Source organism: Serratia ficaria (genome assembly GCF_900187015.1).
Taxonomy (GTDB): Bacteria; Pseudomonadota; Gammaproteobacteria; order Enterobacterales; family Enterobacteriaceae; genus Serratia; species Serratia ficaria.
Genome location: NZ_LT906479.1, coordinates 3,916,818 through 3,931,285, shown reverse-complemented (window position 1 = coordinate 3,931,285; position 14,468 = coordinate 3,916,818). Strand labels below are relative to the sequence as shown.

Annotated in this window: 16 protein-coding genes; 9 read left to right on the top strand and 7 right to left on the bottom strand. The window is 58.3% G+C overall.

Annotated elements, in window-relative coordinates:
• Positions 1-80: 80 nt before the first annotated feature.
• The 3 genes from CKW09_RS18570 (at position 81) to CKW09_RS18560 (ending at position 2,419) form a co-directional block, all read left to right on the top strand.
• A complete protein-coding gene (locus tag CKW09_RS18570) occupies positions 81-758 on the top strand; it encodes an IclR family transcriptional regulator (RefSeq protein WP_231922088.1) in 678 nt (225 codons plus the stop codon).
• A gap of 81 nt (positions 759-839) precedes the next feature.
• Positions 840-1,235 carry a GlcG/HbpS family heme-binding protein gene (locus tag CKW09_RS18565; protein WP_095098814.1) on the top strand — a complete coding sequence of 132 codons (396 nt, stop codon included), beginning with the start codon at positions 840-842 and terminating at the stop codon, positions 1,233-1,235.
• On the top strand, positions 1,232-2,419 hold the full coding sequence (locus CKW09_RS18560; protein WP_095098811.1) for an MFS transporter: 1,188 nt from the start codon (positions 1,232-1,234) through the stop codon (positions 2,417-2,419). The genes CKW09_RS18565 and CKW09_RS18560 overlap by 4 nt, the downstream gene beginning before the upstream one ends.
• 71 nt (positions 2,420-2,490) lie before the next feature.
• Here CKW09_RS18560 and CKW09_RS18555 read toward each other — a convergent pair whose 3' ends face one another.
• Complete coding sequence (locus tag CKW09_RS18555) at positions 2,491-2,865, bottom strand: winged helix-turn-helix transcriptional regulator (protein WP_061796512.1); 375 nt, start codon at positions 2,863-2,865, stop codon at positions 2,491-2,493.
• A gap of 124 nt (positions 2,866-2,989) precedes the next feature.
• Here CKW09_RS18555 and CKW09_RS18550 point away from each other — a divergent pair, with 124 nt between their 5' ends.
• Positions 2,990-3,823, top strand: a complete 834-nt coding sequence (locus tag CKW09_RS18550; protein WP_095098808.1) for an enoyl-CoA hydratase/isomerase family protein — start codon at positions 2,990-2,992, stop codon at positions 3,821-3,823.
• Positions 3,824-3,866: 43 nt separating this feature from the next.
• Here the strand turns inward: CKW09_RS18550 and CKW09_RS18545 are convergent, their stop codons facing one another.
• Together CKW09_RS18545 and CKW09_RS18540 are read right to left on the bottom strand one after the other, a co-directional pair.
• Positions 3,867-5,648 (bottom strand): hybrid sensor histidine kinase/response regulator, encoded by a 1,782-nt coding sequence (locus tag CKW09_RS18545; protein ID WP_095098805.1) that lies wholly within the window; start codon positions 5,646-5,648, stop codon positions 3,867-3,869.
• Entirely contained in the window at positions 5,645-6,277 is a 633-nt protein-coding gene (locus CKW09_RS18540) for a LuxR C-terminal-related transcriptional regulator (protein WP_061796516.1), read from the bottom strand. Before CKW09_RS18540 ends, CKW09_RS18545 begins: the two co-directional genes overlap by 4 nt.
• A 178-nt stretch (positions 6,278-6,455) precedes the next feature.
• Here CKW09_RS18540 and CKW09_RS18535 point away from each other — a divergent pair, with 178 nt between their 5' ends.
• Positions 6,456-6,770 (top strand): lipoprotein, encoded by a 315-nt coding sequence (locus CKW09_RS18535; RefSeq protein WP_061796517.1) that lies wholly within the window; start codon positions 6,456-6,458, stop codon positions 6,768-6,770.
• Between the two features lie 216 nt (positions 6,771-6,986).
• Positions 6,987-9,998 carry an autotransporter outer membrane beta-barrel domain-containing protein gene (locus CKW09_RS18530; protein ID WP_095098802.1) on the top strand — a complete coding sequence of 1,004 codons (3,012 nt, stop codon included), beginning with the start codon at positions 6,987-6,989 and terminating at the stop codon, positions 9,996-9,998.
• 15 nt (positions 9,999-10,013) lie between these two features.
• Here CKW09_RS18530 and rluF read toward each other — a convergent pair whose 3' ends face one another.
• On the bottom strand, positions 10,014-10,793 hold the full coding sequence (rluF, locus tag CKW09_RS18525; RefSeq protein ID WP_095098791.1) for a 23S rRNA pseudouridine(2604) synthase RluF: 780 nt from the start codon (positions 10,791-10,793) through the stop codon (positions 10,014-10,016).
• Positions 10,794-11,084: 291 nt separating this feature from the next.
• Here rluF and CKW09_RS18520 point away from each other — a divergent pair, with 291 nt between their 5' ends.
• Both CKW09_RS18520 and CKW09_RS25005 read left to right on the top strand, forming a co-directional pair.
• Entirely contained in the window at positions 11,085-11,528 is a 444-nt protein-coding gene (locus tag CKW09_RS18520) for a DUF2778 domain-containing protein (protein WP_231922086.1), read from the top strand.
• Positions 11,476-11,784 carry a DUF1158 family protein gene (locus tag CKW09_RS25005; RefSeq protein ID WP_095098782.1) on the top strand — a complete coding sequence of 103 codons (309 nt, stop codon included), beginning with the start codon at positions 11,476-11,478 and terminating at the stop codon, positions 11,782-11,784. Before CKW09_RS18520 ends, CKW09_RS25005 begins: the two co-directional genes overlap by 53 nt.
• 293 nt (positions 11,785-12,077) lie before the next feature.
• Here CKW09_RS25005 and CKW09_RS18510 read toward each other — a convergent pair whose 3' ends face one another.
• The 3 genes from CKW09_RS18510 to CKW09_RS18500 form a co-directional block, all read right to left on the bottom strand.
• The gene (locus CKW09_RS18510) at positions 12,078-12,392 is read right to left on the bottom strand and encodes a CcdB family protein (protein WP_061800777.1); all 315 of its coding nucleotides are present in this window, start codon (positions 12,390-12,392) and stop codon (positions 12,078-12,080) included.
• Positions 12,392-12,637: a type II toxin-antitoxin system CcdA family antitoxin gene (locus CKW09_RS18505; RefSeq protein WP_061800779.1), complete on the bottom strand. Its 246-nt coding sequence runs from the start codon at positions 12,635-12,637 to the stop codon at positions 12,392-12,394. Before CKW09_RS18505 ends, CKW09_RS18510 begins: the two co-directional genes overlap by 1 nt.
• 67 nt (positions 12,638-12,704) lie before the next feature.
• Complete coding sequence (locus tag CKW09_RS18500) at positions 12,705-13,154, bottom strand: winged helix-turn-helix transcriptional regulator (protein WP_095098773.1); 450 nt, start codon at positions 13,152-13,154, stop codon at positions 12,705-12,707.
• 95 nt (positions 13,155-13,249) lie between these two features.
• On the opposite strand from CKW09_RS18500, the gene CKW09_RS18495 reads away from it, so the two are divergent.
• A complete protein-coding gene (locus CKW09_RS18495) occupies positions 13,250-14,464 on the top strand; it encodes an MFS transporter (protein WP_095098764.1) in 1,215 nt (404 codons plus the stop codon).
• Positions 14,465-14,468 lie beyond the last annotated feature (4 nt).

The window sequence follows — 14,468 nt, the reverse complement described above, 5'->3', positions numbered from 1 at the left end:
ACTCTATCGGCAAGCAGACGACCGACTGAGAGATATTAATGATTGATGAAAGCCGTAAGATCCAGTCAGTGGAGCGGGCGATGAGCCTCCTTGAAACCATTGCGGCGTCAGGGGGGGATGCGCGCCTGGTGGATCTTGCCGAGCGCTCGGGGCTGCATAAAAGCACGGTATATGGGTTGCTTAATACTTTGGCCTCAATGGGGTATATCACCCGCAGCGGCACCCGCTATTCGCTGGGGCTGCGTTTACGGGCGATAGCCCAAACGCTGGTCGACTCGGATCAGGATCTGAAAGCGCATTTTGCCCCGGTGCTTCAGTTCGCCGCCGAGCTGAGCGGCGAGGTGTGCTATCTGGCGGTGCCCTGCGGCACTCGGGAATATCTCTACCTGGACGCCGCTGATGCCAATGGCCCGCAGCCGGTGTTCAGCGGCCGCGGCCGCAGAGAAGGGATGCTGACGTCGGCGATAGGCAAGGTCCTGCTGGCGGATAAGCCGGATATCATTCGCAGCCTGCGGCGGGCGGGCACTCTGCCGACGGGAGTGGATAAAGAGCTGCGGGCCATTCTCCAGCAGGGTTACGCCCTGGATTTGGAAGAGGCGGAGCCCGGATTACACTGCCTGGCATTACCCCTGCGGCAGCAGGGCAAGATTGTCGCCGCTCTGGGGATTTCCGGCCCCGCTCAGCGGCTGGGCCAGGAACGAATGCAGCGGTTTGCCAGTGAGCTCATGCGGAAAAAGTTTGGCATTATCAAACAATAATTGCAGACTTCCCCGGCTGGTTTATTCGCCGCGGCAATTCTGAAATTATCAAAACGCCAATTAATTTGAGGAGTTTTGATAATGAATTTTGAACAAATTTCCCGCACCGTTATTCAACGCGCCTGCGCCCAGGCGGGGGAGAAAGGTTTTTCCGTTTCTGTTTGCGTGGTCGATGATGCCGGATTATTACGTCAGTTCATTCGCATGGACCATGCGGTTGCCGGAACTGTTGACGTTTCCATCAAGAAAGCGCGCACCGCCGCCTTATTCGGCGTCGACAGCATCGATCTGGGGGAGGGCGCTCAGCCCGGCGGCGCCATCTATACCTTAGAAAACACCAATGGTGGCTTAATCAGCTTTGGCGGCGGGATCGTGTTGCGCGGCGCTGACGGCGAAATTCTGGGCGGCGTAGGGGTCGCCGGCGCTACGGTGGAGCAGGATCAGTCCATCGCGTTGGCGGCCGCGGAGGGGATATGAGCGCGAAAACGTCGATGCCCCTTGGGGTCTGGGCTTTAGCCGTCACCTCGTTTGCCATTGGCGTGGCAGAATTTATCGTGGTCGGGGTGTTGCCGGCCATCGCGGCAGATTTGCATGTGTCGTTGGCGGCGGCGGGTAAATTGGTGGGGCTGTATGCGCTGGCGCTGGCGATAGGCACGCCGCTGGCGGTGCTGGGTACCGCGCGTTTACCCCGCAAGGCCGTATTGTTGGGATTGGTCGCCCTGTTTTTTGCCGGCAACCTGCTGTCGGCGTTGTCGGCAAGCTACAGCATGTTATTGGTGGGGCGCATGGTGACTGCGATTGCGCACGGCAGCTTTTTTGCTATCGGGGCGACGGTCGCCTCTCGGCTGGTGCCCAAACGGCAGGCGGGTTCGGCCATTGCGCTGATGTTTTCCGGCTTGACGCTGGCGATGGTCATCGGTGTGCCGGCAGGCAGCCTGCTGGGTAACGGCATGGGGTGGCGGCTGCCGTTTTTCGCCGTCGCCCTGCTGTCGGTTATCGCCTGGGCGGCGACGGCAAAATGGCTGCCTGCATTGCCTGCCGTTGAGCAGGGAAAGGCATCGACGCAGCTCTCCGCCCTGTTTCAGCCGGCGATCCTGGCGATGATGTCGGTAACGATTTTGGGGTTCGGCGCCAGCTTCGCCGTCTTCACGTTTATTACCCCGATCCTGACTAACATCACCGGGTTTTCGTCGCATGGCGCCAGTTTATTGCTCATCGTTTTTGGCATGGCGACGCTGATTGGCAATCAGCTGGGCGGCAGGCTGACGGTGTCGATGGGATGGTCGGCGGCGCTGCATCGCATGCTTGCCCTGTTGTTGGTCACGCTGATTTTTCTGTTCTTCGCGTTGCCCCATCAATACCCGATGGTTATTTTGCTGTTTTTCTGGGGCGTGCTGGCGTTCGGCATATCACCCGCTTTCCAAACCGGGATGCTGAATACGGCAGAGCGCTGGGCCCCACAGGCGGTAGATTTTGCTTCGGCACTGAATATTTCCGCGTTTAACTTAGGGATAACGCTGGGGGAAACCTTAGGGAGCGCGCTTGTGGTTCGAGACAGCCTGGCGTTAACGCCCTGGGTTAGCGTGGCTCTGGTGCTGATGGCCCAGCTTCCCTTGCTATGGCTAAGCGCCAGCTACCGCCGGCTCCAGCGGCTTTCTTGATACCCGCTATCCCTCGGCGAGTTGAACTCGCCGCTGGCGCTTGGCGGGGCCGCGAATAGTCGCGGCCGGTCTCAATTCTGCCGGCGTTGGTTCTGCTCATCATACCTGCGCTGGCTGTCCTGAATCGCCGCCATATTGCCCAGCGTCCAATCGAACAGTATCGAGAACGGCCCCTGCAAGGATTCGCCGAGCGGCGTCAGCGAATACTCGACGCCAAGCACCCGGCCATCCAGCACCTTGCGTTTCACCATGCCGTTGCGTTCCAGCTTGCGCAGCGTCTGGGTCAGTACGCGCTGGGTAACGCCATCCAGGCGACGCTTGATGGCGTTAAAGCGCTGCGGCTCACGCAGCACCTCCAGCACCATCATTGACCATTTGTCGGCGATCTGGTCGAGAACAATGCGGCTCGGGCAGTCTGCGCGGTAGATCGGGTCGGTCTTATCCATCGGTATCCTCCTGTATCCCTGGGATGCTTAAGGTGCGTAATTGACTCCAGGTATGCAAAGTATACCATTCGACGAGCTGCGCGAAAATCCAGCACCGCTACCCTCAGGCAAAAAGGACATTGATATGACAGATACAGATTTCAGCAAACTCAGGCTGTCTCATGCGTACGGCGTATTGACGATTGCTATCGATAATCCGCCGGTAAACGTGCTCGATGTGGCGCTGATGTCAGAAATCAGCCGGTTACTGCTCGCGGTACGCGAGGATCCGCATACGCGGGTGCTGGTTTTCCAGAGCGCGGATCCCGAGTTCTTCATTGCGCATGTCGACATGGCCTTAATCGATGAGCCGCACGCCTTCGATGAGCTGGCGCGCAACGCGCCGGAGGGGCTTAATCCGTTCCAGGCTTTTGGCGAACTGCTGCGCAGCCAGCCGCAGGTCACCATCGTTAAGCTGGCCGGGCTGGCGCGCGGCGGCGGCGCGGAGTTCGTTGCGGCGGCCGACATGGCCTTCGCCGCGGAAGGGCGGGCGGGGCTGGCCCAGTGCGAAGCCCTGATGGGCATTACGCCCGGCGGCGGCGCGACCCAATATCTCACGAGCCGCATGACGCGCGGCCGCGCGCTCGAAGTGATCCTGGGCGCCGATCTGATCGACGCGGCGACCGCAGAGCGCTACGGCTGGATTAACCGCGCATTGCCTGCCGCCGAGCTTGATGAGTTCGTCGATCGGCTGGCGCGCCACATCGCGGCATTGCCAGCGGGCGTTATCGCGGCGGCCAAGCAGGCGATGCCTGCGCCGGATCTGCGGAATGGTTTCTGTCGCGAGCACGACGCCTGGGCGGGATTGTTTGCCCGCCCGGCGGCGGAGCAGCTGATTCGCGCTGGGCTGCAGGCCGGCGCCCAAACCAAAGAGGGAGAGCGCAGTCTCGAGGGGCTGCTGCGCAAGCTTGGGGTTTAAAGCGCTTCGGCGGCGGGGCAAGAGCCCCGCCCCAGGCTGCGCGCTAGCAGGACGACCACTGGCTCAGCAGCGCATGCAGCTTCGCCGGTTCCAGCGGCTTTCTCAATACCAGATACCCCTCCTGCTCGGCCTCCTGCAGGACCGGCGAGTTGAACTCGCCGCTGACCATGGCGCCGCTGACGTTCGGCAGGCGCTCAAACAGCGCCTTCAAGATATCGAATCCGCTCTCGCCGGAGCGCAGCCGCTGATCGCACAGCACGGCGAAAGGCGTGAAACCTTCATCGATGATGGCGAATGCCTCTTCGGCGGAGGCGGCGCAGCGCACGCTAATGCCCCAGGTGCTCATCAGGCTTTCCCAGGCGGAGGTCACCAGCGGGTCGTCGTCCACCACCAGGCAGGCGCCGCGCAGCGAGGCGAAGCGGGCGGGGGCGGCCGCGCTGGCGTAGGCGTTAACGCTTTCCGGCAGCGGGTCTTCGCCGGTATAGAGGGCAAAGCGCATCCAGAAACGCGATCCTTTGCCCTCGATGGAGCGCATGCCGTATTTCACCTTCATCAATTTGGCGCAGCGGGCCACCACCGCCAGCCCCAATCCATGGCCGGCGCTGTCGATTTTCCACGCCAGCTCGGGGCGATAATAGGGGGAGAAAATTTTGCCTTTTTCTTCGTCGGCGATGCCGACGCCGGTGTCCCACACTTCGATTGAACACTGCTCCCGGCGCGGGCGGATCGCTATCAGCACGCCGCCTTGTTGCGTGTAACGCAGCGCATTTTGAATCAGGTTGATCAGCGACTGCCTGATGAGCAACTGATCGCCCATCACGCACACCCGCCGATGGGGGCGCCAGGTGCGCAGGGATAACGCCCGGCTGTTGGCCTCTTCGCGAAACAGCGTAATCACCGAATCGAGCAGCGCGCCGATATCCACGCGGGCCGCCGCGGTGCTGAGGTTGCCGGATTCAATCTTGCTGAGGTCGAGCAGCGAATTGAACATCAGGTGCACGGATCGCACGCTTTGCTGCAGATCCAACAGCTGCGGGATCAGCGTGGCGTCGCGATTTTTATGAATGATGGCCTCGATCAGAAAGCCCATGGCGTGCACCGGTTGGCGCAGGTCGTGGCTGGCGGTAGTCAAAAATTGGTTTTTATCCAGCAGCGCCTGCTCCGCCTCCTCTTTGGCCTGGCGGAATTGTTCCGCCAGACGCGAGCTTTTTTCTTCGAGACGGGCTTGCTGAATAAAAAAGGCGTGTGAGGTTAATGCGTGCCGGTAAATGGCGAACCCGTAAAGCAAATTGAGCATCAACACGATCGGCATGATGTCGTCTAATCGCCAGATAATGCCGAGATTCAGCACCCCCCAGGAGGCGAAGAAAAAGCGCGTAAAGGTGCTTATGACCGGCGTCAGATGGGTTGCGTTGGCTGCGACGATAGCCGCGATGCTGATATTTAATAACAGGAAAAAGTCGAAGCTGTTCTTTTCTGGGGTAATTAAATATAAGGATGAAATACCCAACCCGTGCGCGAAGGCGACTTTATTGATACGCGGCAGCCACCGGCTTAACACCACGCCGGCGTTATTTTCCTCGGATTCATGCCGATAGCGGCGGTGCCATAACCTGATGGCCAGTGCGCAGCCAAGATATATCACTATCCAGCTGACAATTGGCGTGAGTTCTTTCCCCAATAAATAGAGCCAGATGGCGAAGGGCATGCCGACAAAGGGGACGGCGGTAAAGCTGAATACCAAGCGCATGAAGGTATTGTTCAGCAGGCGGATCTGCGCGTGCGGGGAGATCTCATCATTTTGTAATGATTGAAGTAATTTCATTGCGACCGATCCTGCCTGCCATGCAGTAGGGTGATGGCCTCTACCCGGCTGCTGACGCCGATTTTTTTTAGAATGTTGCTGATGTGTTCTTTAACCGTGGGTTCGGAAATAGACAGCTGTGCGGCTATTCTCTTATTGGGGAAACCTCGCATCATCATGATTAATACTTCAATTTGCCGCGGGGTTAAATTAAAATTTTGCAGGTGGCCGTGGGCGTTGGCTGCACATTCGGTATTTTCCAGAGGAAACCATTGCCGGTTTTCCATCAGCGTGGCCACGGCCTGAGCGAATAATTCTGGCGGCTCGTTTTTAAGCACGAAACCGTGCCCGCCGGCAGCGCGAACCTTTTTCCCTATTTCGTTATTTTCATCACCGCTGACGACCAGGAAACGAATTTGCGGATAGAGCTGTTTTATCTCCTTGAGCAATTTTAACGCCGTGCCGCTAGACAACCAAAAATCGATCACCATTAAACGCGGAGCGCCATTTTCCAGAATGTGGCGATAACAACTTTCCTCGTTTGTCGCCACGCCGGTATGTTTAAATCGACAATGCGTATTCAGAAAGTTAGCGATGCCGCTCGCCACTAAAGGATGGTCATCAATGACCAGCGCATAATCCTGCCCCAAAGGTCTCTCCTTTCGCTTTACGTATCAGATGGTTTCTGATGACTTTTTATTATCCACCCTCCCTACTTTAGGAGGGTTTTTTTGTTTAGGAAAGGGAAATATATTATGCGAGGATTTTGATAAGAGAAAACATAAAGCCATTCGGTATTCTGAACTGTTTGGTTACAAAGGACAATTTATGAGAAAACCACTTATCGCTTTAAGTATCACACTTCTGGTCGCCGGCTGTTCGACATTGAAAACCGATCAGGCCATTCCGTTGCTGCAGGCTGAAACCGCCAAAATGCTGGGCCTGGGATCATCGGATGAAATTACCGTGACCAATGTTAACGGCGCTCAGCCCGATGCGTTGGGCGGGCAAAAACTTTCTTACCGCGCCACCACCGAGAAAGGCCGCATCTTCGACTGCTCCTCGTTGATGATGCCGGGGATCCTGGGCTCGGCGCCGTCGCTGAGCGCGCCAACCTGCACGCCGGTCGTCACGCATAAATAACCCGCCTCAGGCGCGAGCCGGGGTGGCAGTCAGGGCCGAACCGCAGTTCCGATAATTTTTGGCGTCGGGGCGTTAGCGCTGGGGGGCAATCAGCTAGCGTCTCGATGACAATCAGTCCGCACCCGCGCTTATCGCGCTACGCATCCTTCATGCATTGGGTTTTTCATATAAATAATAACTTTGATGGCACCAAAATAATTGGGCCGGAGATAGAACATGAAAGATCAAACATCGCATAACTTAGCGGTAAGAAGACCGCTTTCCAAAATTTACCTCGCACTTTTTTCCGCGCCGTTAATATTTATTGGGCCCGCCGACATGGCGCGCGCCGATGATGCTATTTTTGATGGCGAATCCCGTGTTACCGCACCCCTGAGTTACGCCGGTACGGTTTATGTCGGCCGCAATCAAAGCGGGGATCTGTTGATCGATAATGGCGAAGTTAATGGCTACAACATCAATATCGGTACCCGGCATGACGGTCTGATTTATGAAAGCCTGGTGACGGTCAGGGGGCCTAATGCGGTATTGAGCGCCGTCAACGATCAATATGTTCTGCGCGGCGGTTTAAATCTGGGCCTGGGTACGTTGCGGGTTGAAGCAGGGGCGCTGGCCAGCGCGAAAGAGATCGTGGTCGGCGCCAACCGCGGCTACGACAGCCATCTTGTCGCGACGGGCGCCGGTTCCAGAGTCGTCAGCAATTTTCTCAGCGTCGGCACCGATCTGGGGGCCCGCTCTACGCTGTCGATCGAAGACGGCGCGGTGCTGAATACCGCGTTCGATGCGCGCATCGGCAACGGTTCCGGGCCCGGCGAGACCGATAAGCTAAGCCCGAAAGCCACGGTGACGGGGGCGAACTCGCAGTGGCATGTCGGCCGCGCGCTCACGCTGTACGGCGATCTTGACGTGCTGAACGGCGGCGCGGTCAACGTCGGCAGCATCGAGGTGGCGGGCGTCTCAGGCGCGCGTAAAACCGCCGAGCTCTACATCGCGGGCGACGGCTCGCGCGTTACCAGCGGCAGCAGCGTCAACGTCGGCGACTACGGCAACGGCGTACTGTCGGTGGCGGACGGCGGCGTATTTTCCGCCGGCGCCAATGAGCTGCGGCTGGGCGACACCGGCTCCGGCTCGAACCGCGGCGCGCTGATCATCGGCAGCCGCGGCAATATGGATACCGGCACCGGCCTGACTGAGCCGACGCTCGGCGCGGCGGGCGGGGCGGGCAGCATCGACGCCCAAACGGCGATCAATCTGCGGGGCGGGTTGTTCGGCAGCTATGTGTACTTTAACCACACCGCCGGCGACTACGTGTTCGGCAACAAGATGAGCGGCGAAGGCGATGTCATCAACGCCTCAGGGCAGACGACGCTGAACGGCGACCTGTCCCGCCTCAAGGCCAACGTGACCGCCCGCGGCGGCAAAATCATCGTCGCCAGCGATATCAATACGCAGCAAGAAGACAGCCCTTTCGATATTCAAACGCTGAGCGCCGAGAATGGCGGCACGTTGATCCTCAACGCCACCGCCGGTTCTGACGTGAACAACGGGCAGGGCTACAGCAGCGCCGCGTCGATCAAATCCGGCGGCACGCTGGGCGGCAACGGCACCCTGGGCCAGACCGAGATCCAGTCCGGCGGCCATATTTCCCCCGGCGACGGCAATATCGGTACGCTGACGCTGAAACGCTATCTGAACTTTATCGGTGAATCCTTCTACGACGTTGATATCGCCGGCGACGGCGGCAGCGATAAACTGGTCGTTGCGGGTAAAACCACCATCAGCGAGCAGGCCAAGGTGCAGGTCACCGCGCTGGATCCGCAAACCAGCTATAAAACCGGCCAAAGCTACCGCATTTTGACCTCGGACGGCGGAATTGACGGCCAGTTCGCCGAGGCCGTTTCAAAATCTGCCTTCCTGGACGTGGCGCTCAAGCACAACGCCAACGCCGTGGACCTGACGATCGCGCAAAAAGGCGGCGAGAATCCGGGTGGCGAGAACCCGGGCGGCGAGAACCCGGGCGGCGAGAATCCGGGTGGCGAGAACCCGGGCGGCGAGAATCCGGGCGGCGAGAATCCGGGCGGCGAGAACCCGGGCGAGGGTAAGCCCGGCATTTTCCAAACGGTGGCGCAAACCGGCAACCAGTGGAATACCGCCGGCGCGCTCTCAACGCTGGCGCAGAGCGGCCCCTCATTGGCGCTGTATAACTCCGTATTGCTGCTGAGCGCGCCGCAAGCGCGCGAGGCGTTCAATCAGCTGTCGGGCGAAGTTTATCCGTCCATACAGTCCAACCTGATCGCCGGCAGCACCCAGCTGTTCAGCGTGCTGAATCAGCGCATGCTGCGCGCCTTCGACAATGATTCACTGCCCGTTCCACCGCTGGCGATGACGCTGGTTCAGCCCGCCCAGGCTGAAAATAATGGCGTCTGGGGGCAGACCTTCGGCTCTTGGGTAAGAAACAGCGGCAACGACAACGTGGGCAAGCTGGACGGCAACACGCGCGGTTTCCTGATTGGGGCGGATCGCAAATTAGCCGACCACAGCGTTCGCGTTGGGGGATATATGGGGTACAGCCGCGGCGACTACGATATCGATAGCCGCAGCTCCAAGTCCGACAGCGATAATTACCACCTTGGCCTGTATGCCGCAGGGCAGCGGGATGCCTTCTCCTTGCGCGGTGCGCTGGGTTACACCTGGCACCGGCTCGAGAATGAGCGCAGCGTTAACTTCAGCAATTTCTCTGACCGGCTCAAGGCGGACTATGACGCCGACTCGCTGCTGGCATTCACCGAAGCGGGCTACCGTTTTGGGCAGCCGGACGCCAACGTTGAACCCTTCGTTAACCTGAGCTACATCCGCCTGCATACCGATAGCTTCCAGGAAAAAGGCGGCGCCGCCGCGCTGAGCGTCCGCAATGAAACGATGAATACCTTCTATTCGACCCTGGGCGTGCGCGGTACGAAAGATCTGCCGAAAAACGTCAGCCTTTACGGCTCGCTGGGCTGGCAGCATGCCTACGGCGATAAGACGACCTCATCGCGCATGGCATTTGCCGGCAGCGACGCCTTCATCACGCAGGGGCAGGCCGTGGATGACAACCTGATGGTGGCGGATGTCGGGGTGAGCGTGAAACTGTCGCGTTCCAGCGCGCTGGATATCGGCTACCAGGGGCAATACGGTTCCGACACTCGCGTTAATTCGATCAACGCCAATATCCGCTGGTCGTTCTGATTGTCTGAGGCGTAGTTATATCGGGATATCGCTGGGCGACAGGCGGTTGGCGCCTGGCGATATCTCTGCTTCCGACGTGGAGTGCTCCAACAGCGTAAATAACGTGATTCGCTCATCATCGGTCAAATCTCGCCACTCGCCCAATGGCAACCCCGCCAGCTCAATATTCATAATGCGCACCCGCTCAAGCCGGGTGACTTCATAGCCAAAGTATTTGCACATGCGGCGGATTTGGCGGTTAAGCCCCTGCACCAGGATGATGCGAAACACCTGCGGGGACGCTTGCTCCACCCGGCATTTCTGGGTCACCTTGCCCAGTATCGGCACGCCCACGCCCATGCCCTGAATAAATTCATCGGTCAGCGGCTTGTTGACGGTAACCAGATACTCTTTCTCGTGATTATTGCCGGCGCGCAGGATCTTGTTGACCAGTTCGCCGCGGTTGGTCAGGAAAATCAGCCCCTGAGAGGCCTTATCCAGCCGGCCAACGGGGAAAATGCGTTGGCTGTGGTTAACCAGATCGCCGATGTTATCCCGCTCGTGCTTGCCCATGCTGGTGAGGATGCCAACCGGCTTGTTCAGTGCGATCAGCACCAGCTCCTCCGCCGCGCGCGGCGCGATCGGCTGGCCGTTCACTTGCACGATATCCCCGACAAACACCTGTGCGCCCACGGCGGCCGGCCTGCCGTTGATCAGCACGTTGCCCTGCTTGATGTGGCGATCGGCATGGCGGCGGGAACAGATACCGCTGTCGCTGATGTACTTGTTGAGGCGAATGGATGAGTGAGTCGGCATGGTTTCCCCGTAAAACGCGGACTATACCTGACCCGCAGGGGATTGCGAAGGCTGTTCGAAAGCAAATACTGGCGCTAGAGCATAGATTTTCCCCATCGATATAGATTTGGTCGCTATTATTGTCTTTATTATTACGCCCTGTAATTAATATTCATTAAATCAATATGATAGATCAAATCCTTTTGGCCGGGTATTATCAAAATTCAACCAAAGGATGGGGATGAAATGCTTAACTGTTTTTTAGTTCATAATGGGAACAAGATAAACACATTGTTGTGCCAGGGGGTCGGTATGTTTTCCGTTTTTTCTGGCAACAAGCACTATACAAACCAGCCTGGTTGCACAGATGTTCCCAATAACGGAGCTATCCCTGCCGGTACCTATTGGATTGTAGATAGGCCCTCCGGTGGCTTAAAGTCGCAGGCGATGACCCTATTTAAGGACCTTGTAACTAACGTGGATCACAATATCTGGTTTGCTTTATACCGTGACGATGGAACAATTAACGATAGAACGTGGATTAACGGCGTTATGCGCGGGCAGTTCAGGTTGCATCCTATCGGTCCTCTGGGGTTATCAGAAGGGTGTATAACCTTCTATTCCCAGAACGAATTCAGTCGATTGCGAGCCGCGCTGTTGAAAGCCAAAACGGTAAAAGTTCCCGGTACCAGACTACGGGCTTATGGCACTATTGAGATTAAAGGTTATGAAAAAATCTGCGCTGTTTCTCGCTAATGTGATGGCCATCGTCATATTGGCCGTCTTGACGATAAAGCTTTTTCCTATTCCATGGTTTACTCCTCGGCAAACTTCATGGCTGATAGACGCCAGTGAATTTTTCCACGTTGGTGATGTGGAATGGTTTGCAACTGTCGTTTTTGGTGGATGTTATCTGTTGCTCGGATGCCTGGAATGGTTCTTAATCCGCTGGGGAAGCCGGCGCTTCATACTCTCCGTTAAACTTCACCCACCTTCACCACCCGGGTATTGAGCGGGGTGAAGGGTTGCCCGCCGCTGCCGGTCGGCGTCATGCAGCGCTGTTTGATATGACGATCGGCATGGGGTGGTAACAGATACCGCTGTCGCTGATGTACTTGTTGAGGAGAATGGATGAGTGAGTCGGCATGGTTTTATACCTGACCCGCAGGGGATTGCGAAGCGAACTGGGGATGTTCTTTTCTTGCATTGATAATCAATATTATATCAGGGGCGTTATTAAATTTATCATTTCTGTAATTAAGTTAATTCCTTTACCTTCTTCGCATTCAAATTTATCGAGTATATTTAATAGCCATTCATCAAAAAATCGACGGCGCCGCTCAGCAGATAGCGTTGCGCGGTGAGGTCCGCAACCGGTTCACCCAGCTCTTTGTTGTCGATGCCGGCCATCATGTGCGTCATGGCAATGTAGGGTTCACCGGCGATGTCGACGATAGGGCAAATCTTGGCCGGAGGGGGATGGCCGAGGTCGTCGAGTTTTACCAGTGGAGCAACCAATACATGTTTTAAAATGTTGGCCAGCGGGTGCTGCAGATTAATGAGGTAAGGGTAAATTTCATGGCCTGCACCCTTATTTTCATAAGCGTGGAACTGTTCCATCAGAATGCCTTTTGGTAATCCGTGAATGAGCCGTGTTCGTCAGTGAAGGCGTTCACCGCTTCGATAGATGCTTTGTTCTGCTCCTGCCACTCTTCGCGGCTGGTTTGCCGGAGTTTTTCGGTCAGCGCTTCTGTCAGCACTGCAGAAATATTCAAGTTATGTCGCCGCGCCTGCTCTAACAGCTCTTGCGGCAGGGATACATTGACCGATTTTCTTATCGATCCGTCTGGTGTATTAGTGCGCATCTAAACCCCTGTACCAATGCGTGTAATTGGGCTGATTATAAAACGAACAGCGCCAATATGCCATCCGTTAAGCCTCTCCCACCTTCACCACCCGGGTATTGAGCGGGGTGAGGGGCTGCCCGCCGCTGCCGGTCGGCGTCATGCGCGGGATCGGCCGGCCGCCGTCGGTTTCCACCAGCGTTGAATGCGTTTCTCCTTCACTGAACAGATAATCTTCCCCCCACTGGCGCAGGCCGACGATCACCGGGAACAGCGCGCGGCCTTTCGCCGTCAGCGCATATTCCTGGTAGGCGCTGCCATCCGAAGCCGGGACCGTCTCCAGCACCCCGTGCGCCACCAGGGTACGCAGCCGGGTAGAGAGAATGTTCTTGGCCATCCCCAGCCCTTTCTGAAATTCGCTGAAGCGGCGCACGCCGTCGAAGGCGTCGCGCACAATCAGCAGCGACCACCAGTCGCCAATCACATCCAGCGTGCGCGCCACCGGGCACTGCGCGTCTTCCAGGCTTTTACGTTTCATGGCTTTCCACTCCTGCAGCGAGATCTGGTTGCATTATAAAACCTCCGCGCGTAAAGTTCATTAGGTTTAATAATGAAACCAAAATGGAGCGAACGATGAGCGATAAATCGTTGGAGCCCGGCTGTACCGCGTTAAACCGGCTGCCTGCTTCGCTGGTGTTGCTGCTGGCCGGCGCCAGCGCCTTCAGCGTGGCGAACGTCTACTATGCCCAACCGCTGCTGGACGCCATTGCCGAGGATTTCAACATCAGCCTGGCGGCGGTGGGCATGGTGATCGCCGCCACCCAGCTCGGCTGCGCGCTGGCGTTGTTGCTGGTGGTGCCGCTGGGAGATCGGGTTAATCGGCACCGGCTGTTGGCCGCCCAGCAGCTGCTGTTGATTGCCGCCTTGCTGGCGGTGGGTTGGTCGCACGGCAGCGTGCTGCTGCTGGCGGGGATGCTGTTGGTGGGGCTGCTGGGCACCGCGATGACCCAGGGGCTGATCGCCTTTGCCGCCACGCTGGCGGCGCCGCATGAGCGCGGGCGGGTGGTCGGCGCCGCACAGGGCGGCGTGGTGCTGGGGCTGTTGCTGGCGCGCACGCTTTCCGGCGCGCTGGCGGATCTCGGCGGTTGGCGCACGGTGTACTTTTTCTCCGCCGGGGTGACGCTGGTTCTGTTGCCGATCCTGGCGCGCCTGTTGCCCGCGCCGCAGCTGGCACCTTCGACGCTCGGCTATCCGGCCTTGCTGCGCTCGATGCTGACGCTGTTGCTGCGCGATCGCACGCTGCAGATTCGCGGCATGCTGGCGCTGCTGATGTTCGGCACGTTCAGCATTTTCTGGAGCGCGCTGGTGTTGCCGCTCAGCCGGCCGCCGTTTAATTTTTCTCATTCGATGGTGGGCGCGTTCGGGCTGGTGGGGGCGGTAGGGGCGCTGGCGGCGATGCGCGCCGGGCAGCTTGCCGACCGCGGGCTGGGGCAGCTGGCCAGCGGCGTGTGCCTGCTGCTGTTGGCGCTGGCCTGGCTGCCGCTCGGCATGTTGAACCACGGCCTGGCGTGGCTGGTGGCGGGCATCGTACTGTTGGATCTGGCCGGGCAGGCGATCCACGTGCTGAACCAGAGCATGATTTTCAGCGCCCATCCGCAGTCTCACAGCCGGCTGGTGGGGTGTTACATGTTGTTTTACGCCGTCGGCAGCGGGTTGGGTGCCTTCGCCAGCACCCACGTCTACGCCTGGGCCGGCTGGAGCGGCGTGTGCTGGCTGGGGGCCGGCGTCAGCCTGAGCGCGCTGCTGTTCTGGCGGCTGACGCTGCGTTTTATGCCCGGGCGCGCATAACGGG

Bases quoted from the DNA above. Each gene is read 5' to 3' on its own strand.
- CKW09_RS18570 (WP_231922088.1), top strand. From the start codon at position 81: ATGAGCCTCCTTGAAACCATTGCGGCGTCAGGGGGGGATGCGCGCCTG.
- CKW09_RS18565 (WP_095098814.1), top strand. From the start codon at position 840: ATGAATTTTGAACAAATTTCCCGCACCGTTATTCAACGCGCCTGCGCC.
- CKW09_RS18560 (WP_095098811.1), top strand. From the start codon at position 1,232: ATGAGCGCGAAAACGTCGATGCCCCTTGGGGTCTGGGCTTTAGCCGTC.
- CKW09_RS18555 (WP_061796512.1), bottom strand. From the start codon at position 2,865: ATGGATAAGACCGACCCGATCTACCGCGCAGACTGCCCGAGCCGCATT.
- CKW09_RS18550 (WP_095098808.1), top strand. From the start codon at position 2,990: ATGACAGATACAGATTTCAGCAAACTCAGGCTGTCTCATGCGTACGGC.
- CKW09_RS18545 (WP_095098805.1), bottom strand. From the start codon at position 5,648: ATGAAATTACTTCAATCATTACAAAATGATGAGATCTCCCCGCACGCG.
- CKW09_RS18535 (WP_061796517.1), top strand. From the start codon at position 6,456: ATGAGAAAACCACTTATCGCTTTAAGTATCACACTTCTGGTCGCCGGC.
- CKW09_RS18530 (WP_095098802.1), top strand. From the start codon at position 6,987: ATGAAAGATCAAACATCGCATAACTTAGCGGTAAGAAGACCGCTTTCC.
- rluF (WP_095098791.1), bottom strand. From the start codon at position 10,793: ATGCCGACTCACTCATCCATTCGCCTCAACAAGTACATCAGCGACAGC.
- CKW09_RS18520 (WP_231922086.1), top strand. From the start codon at position 11,085: ATGTTTTCCGTTTTTTCTGGCAACAAGCACTATACAAACCAGCCTGGT.
- CKW09_RS25005 (WP_095098782.1), top strand. From the start codon at position 11,476: ATGGCACTATTGAGATTAAAGGTTATGAAAAAATCTGCGCTGTTTCTC.
- CKW09_RS18510 (WP_061800777.1), bottom strand. From the start codon at position 12,392: ATGGAACAGTTCCACGCTTATGAAAATAAGGGTGCAGGCCATGAAATT.
- CKW09_RS18505 (WP_061800779.1), bottom strand. From the start codon at position 12,637: ATGCGCACTAATACACCAGACGGATCGATAAGAAAATCGGTCAATGTA.
- CKW09_RS18500 (WP_095098773.1), bottom strand. From the start codon at position 13,154: ATGAAACGTAAAAGCCTGGAAGACGCGCAGTGCCCGGTGGCGCGCACG.
- CKW09_RS18495 (WP_095098764.1), top strand. From the start codon at position 13,250: ATGAGCGATAAATCGTTGGAGCCCGGCTGTACCGCGTTAAACCGGCTG.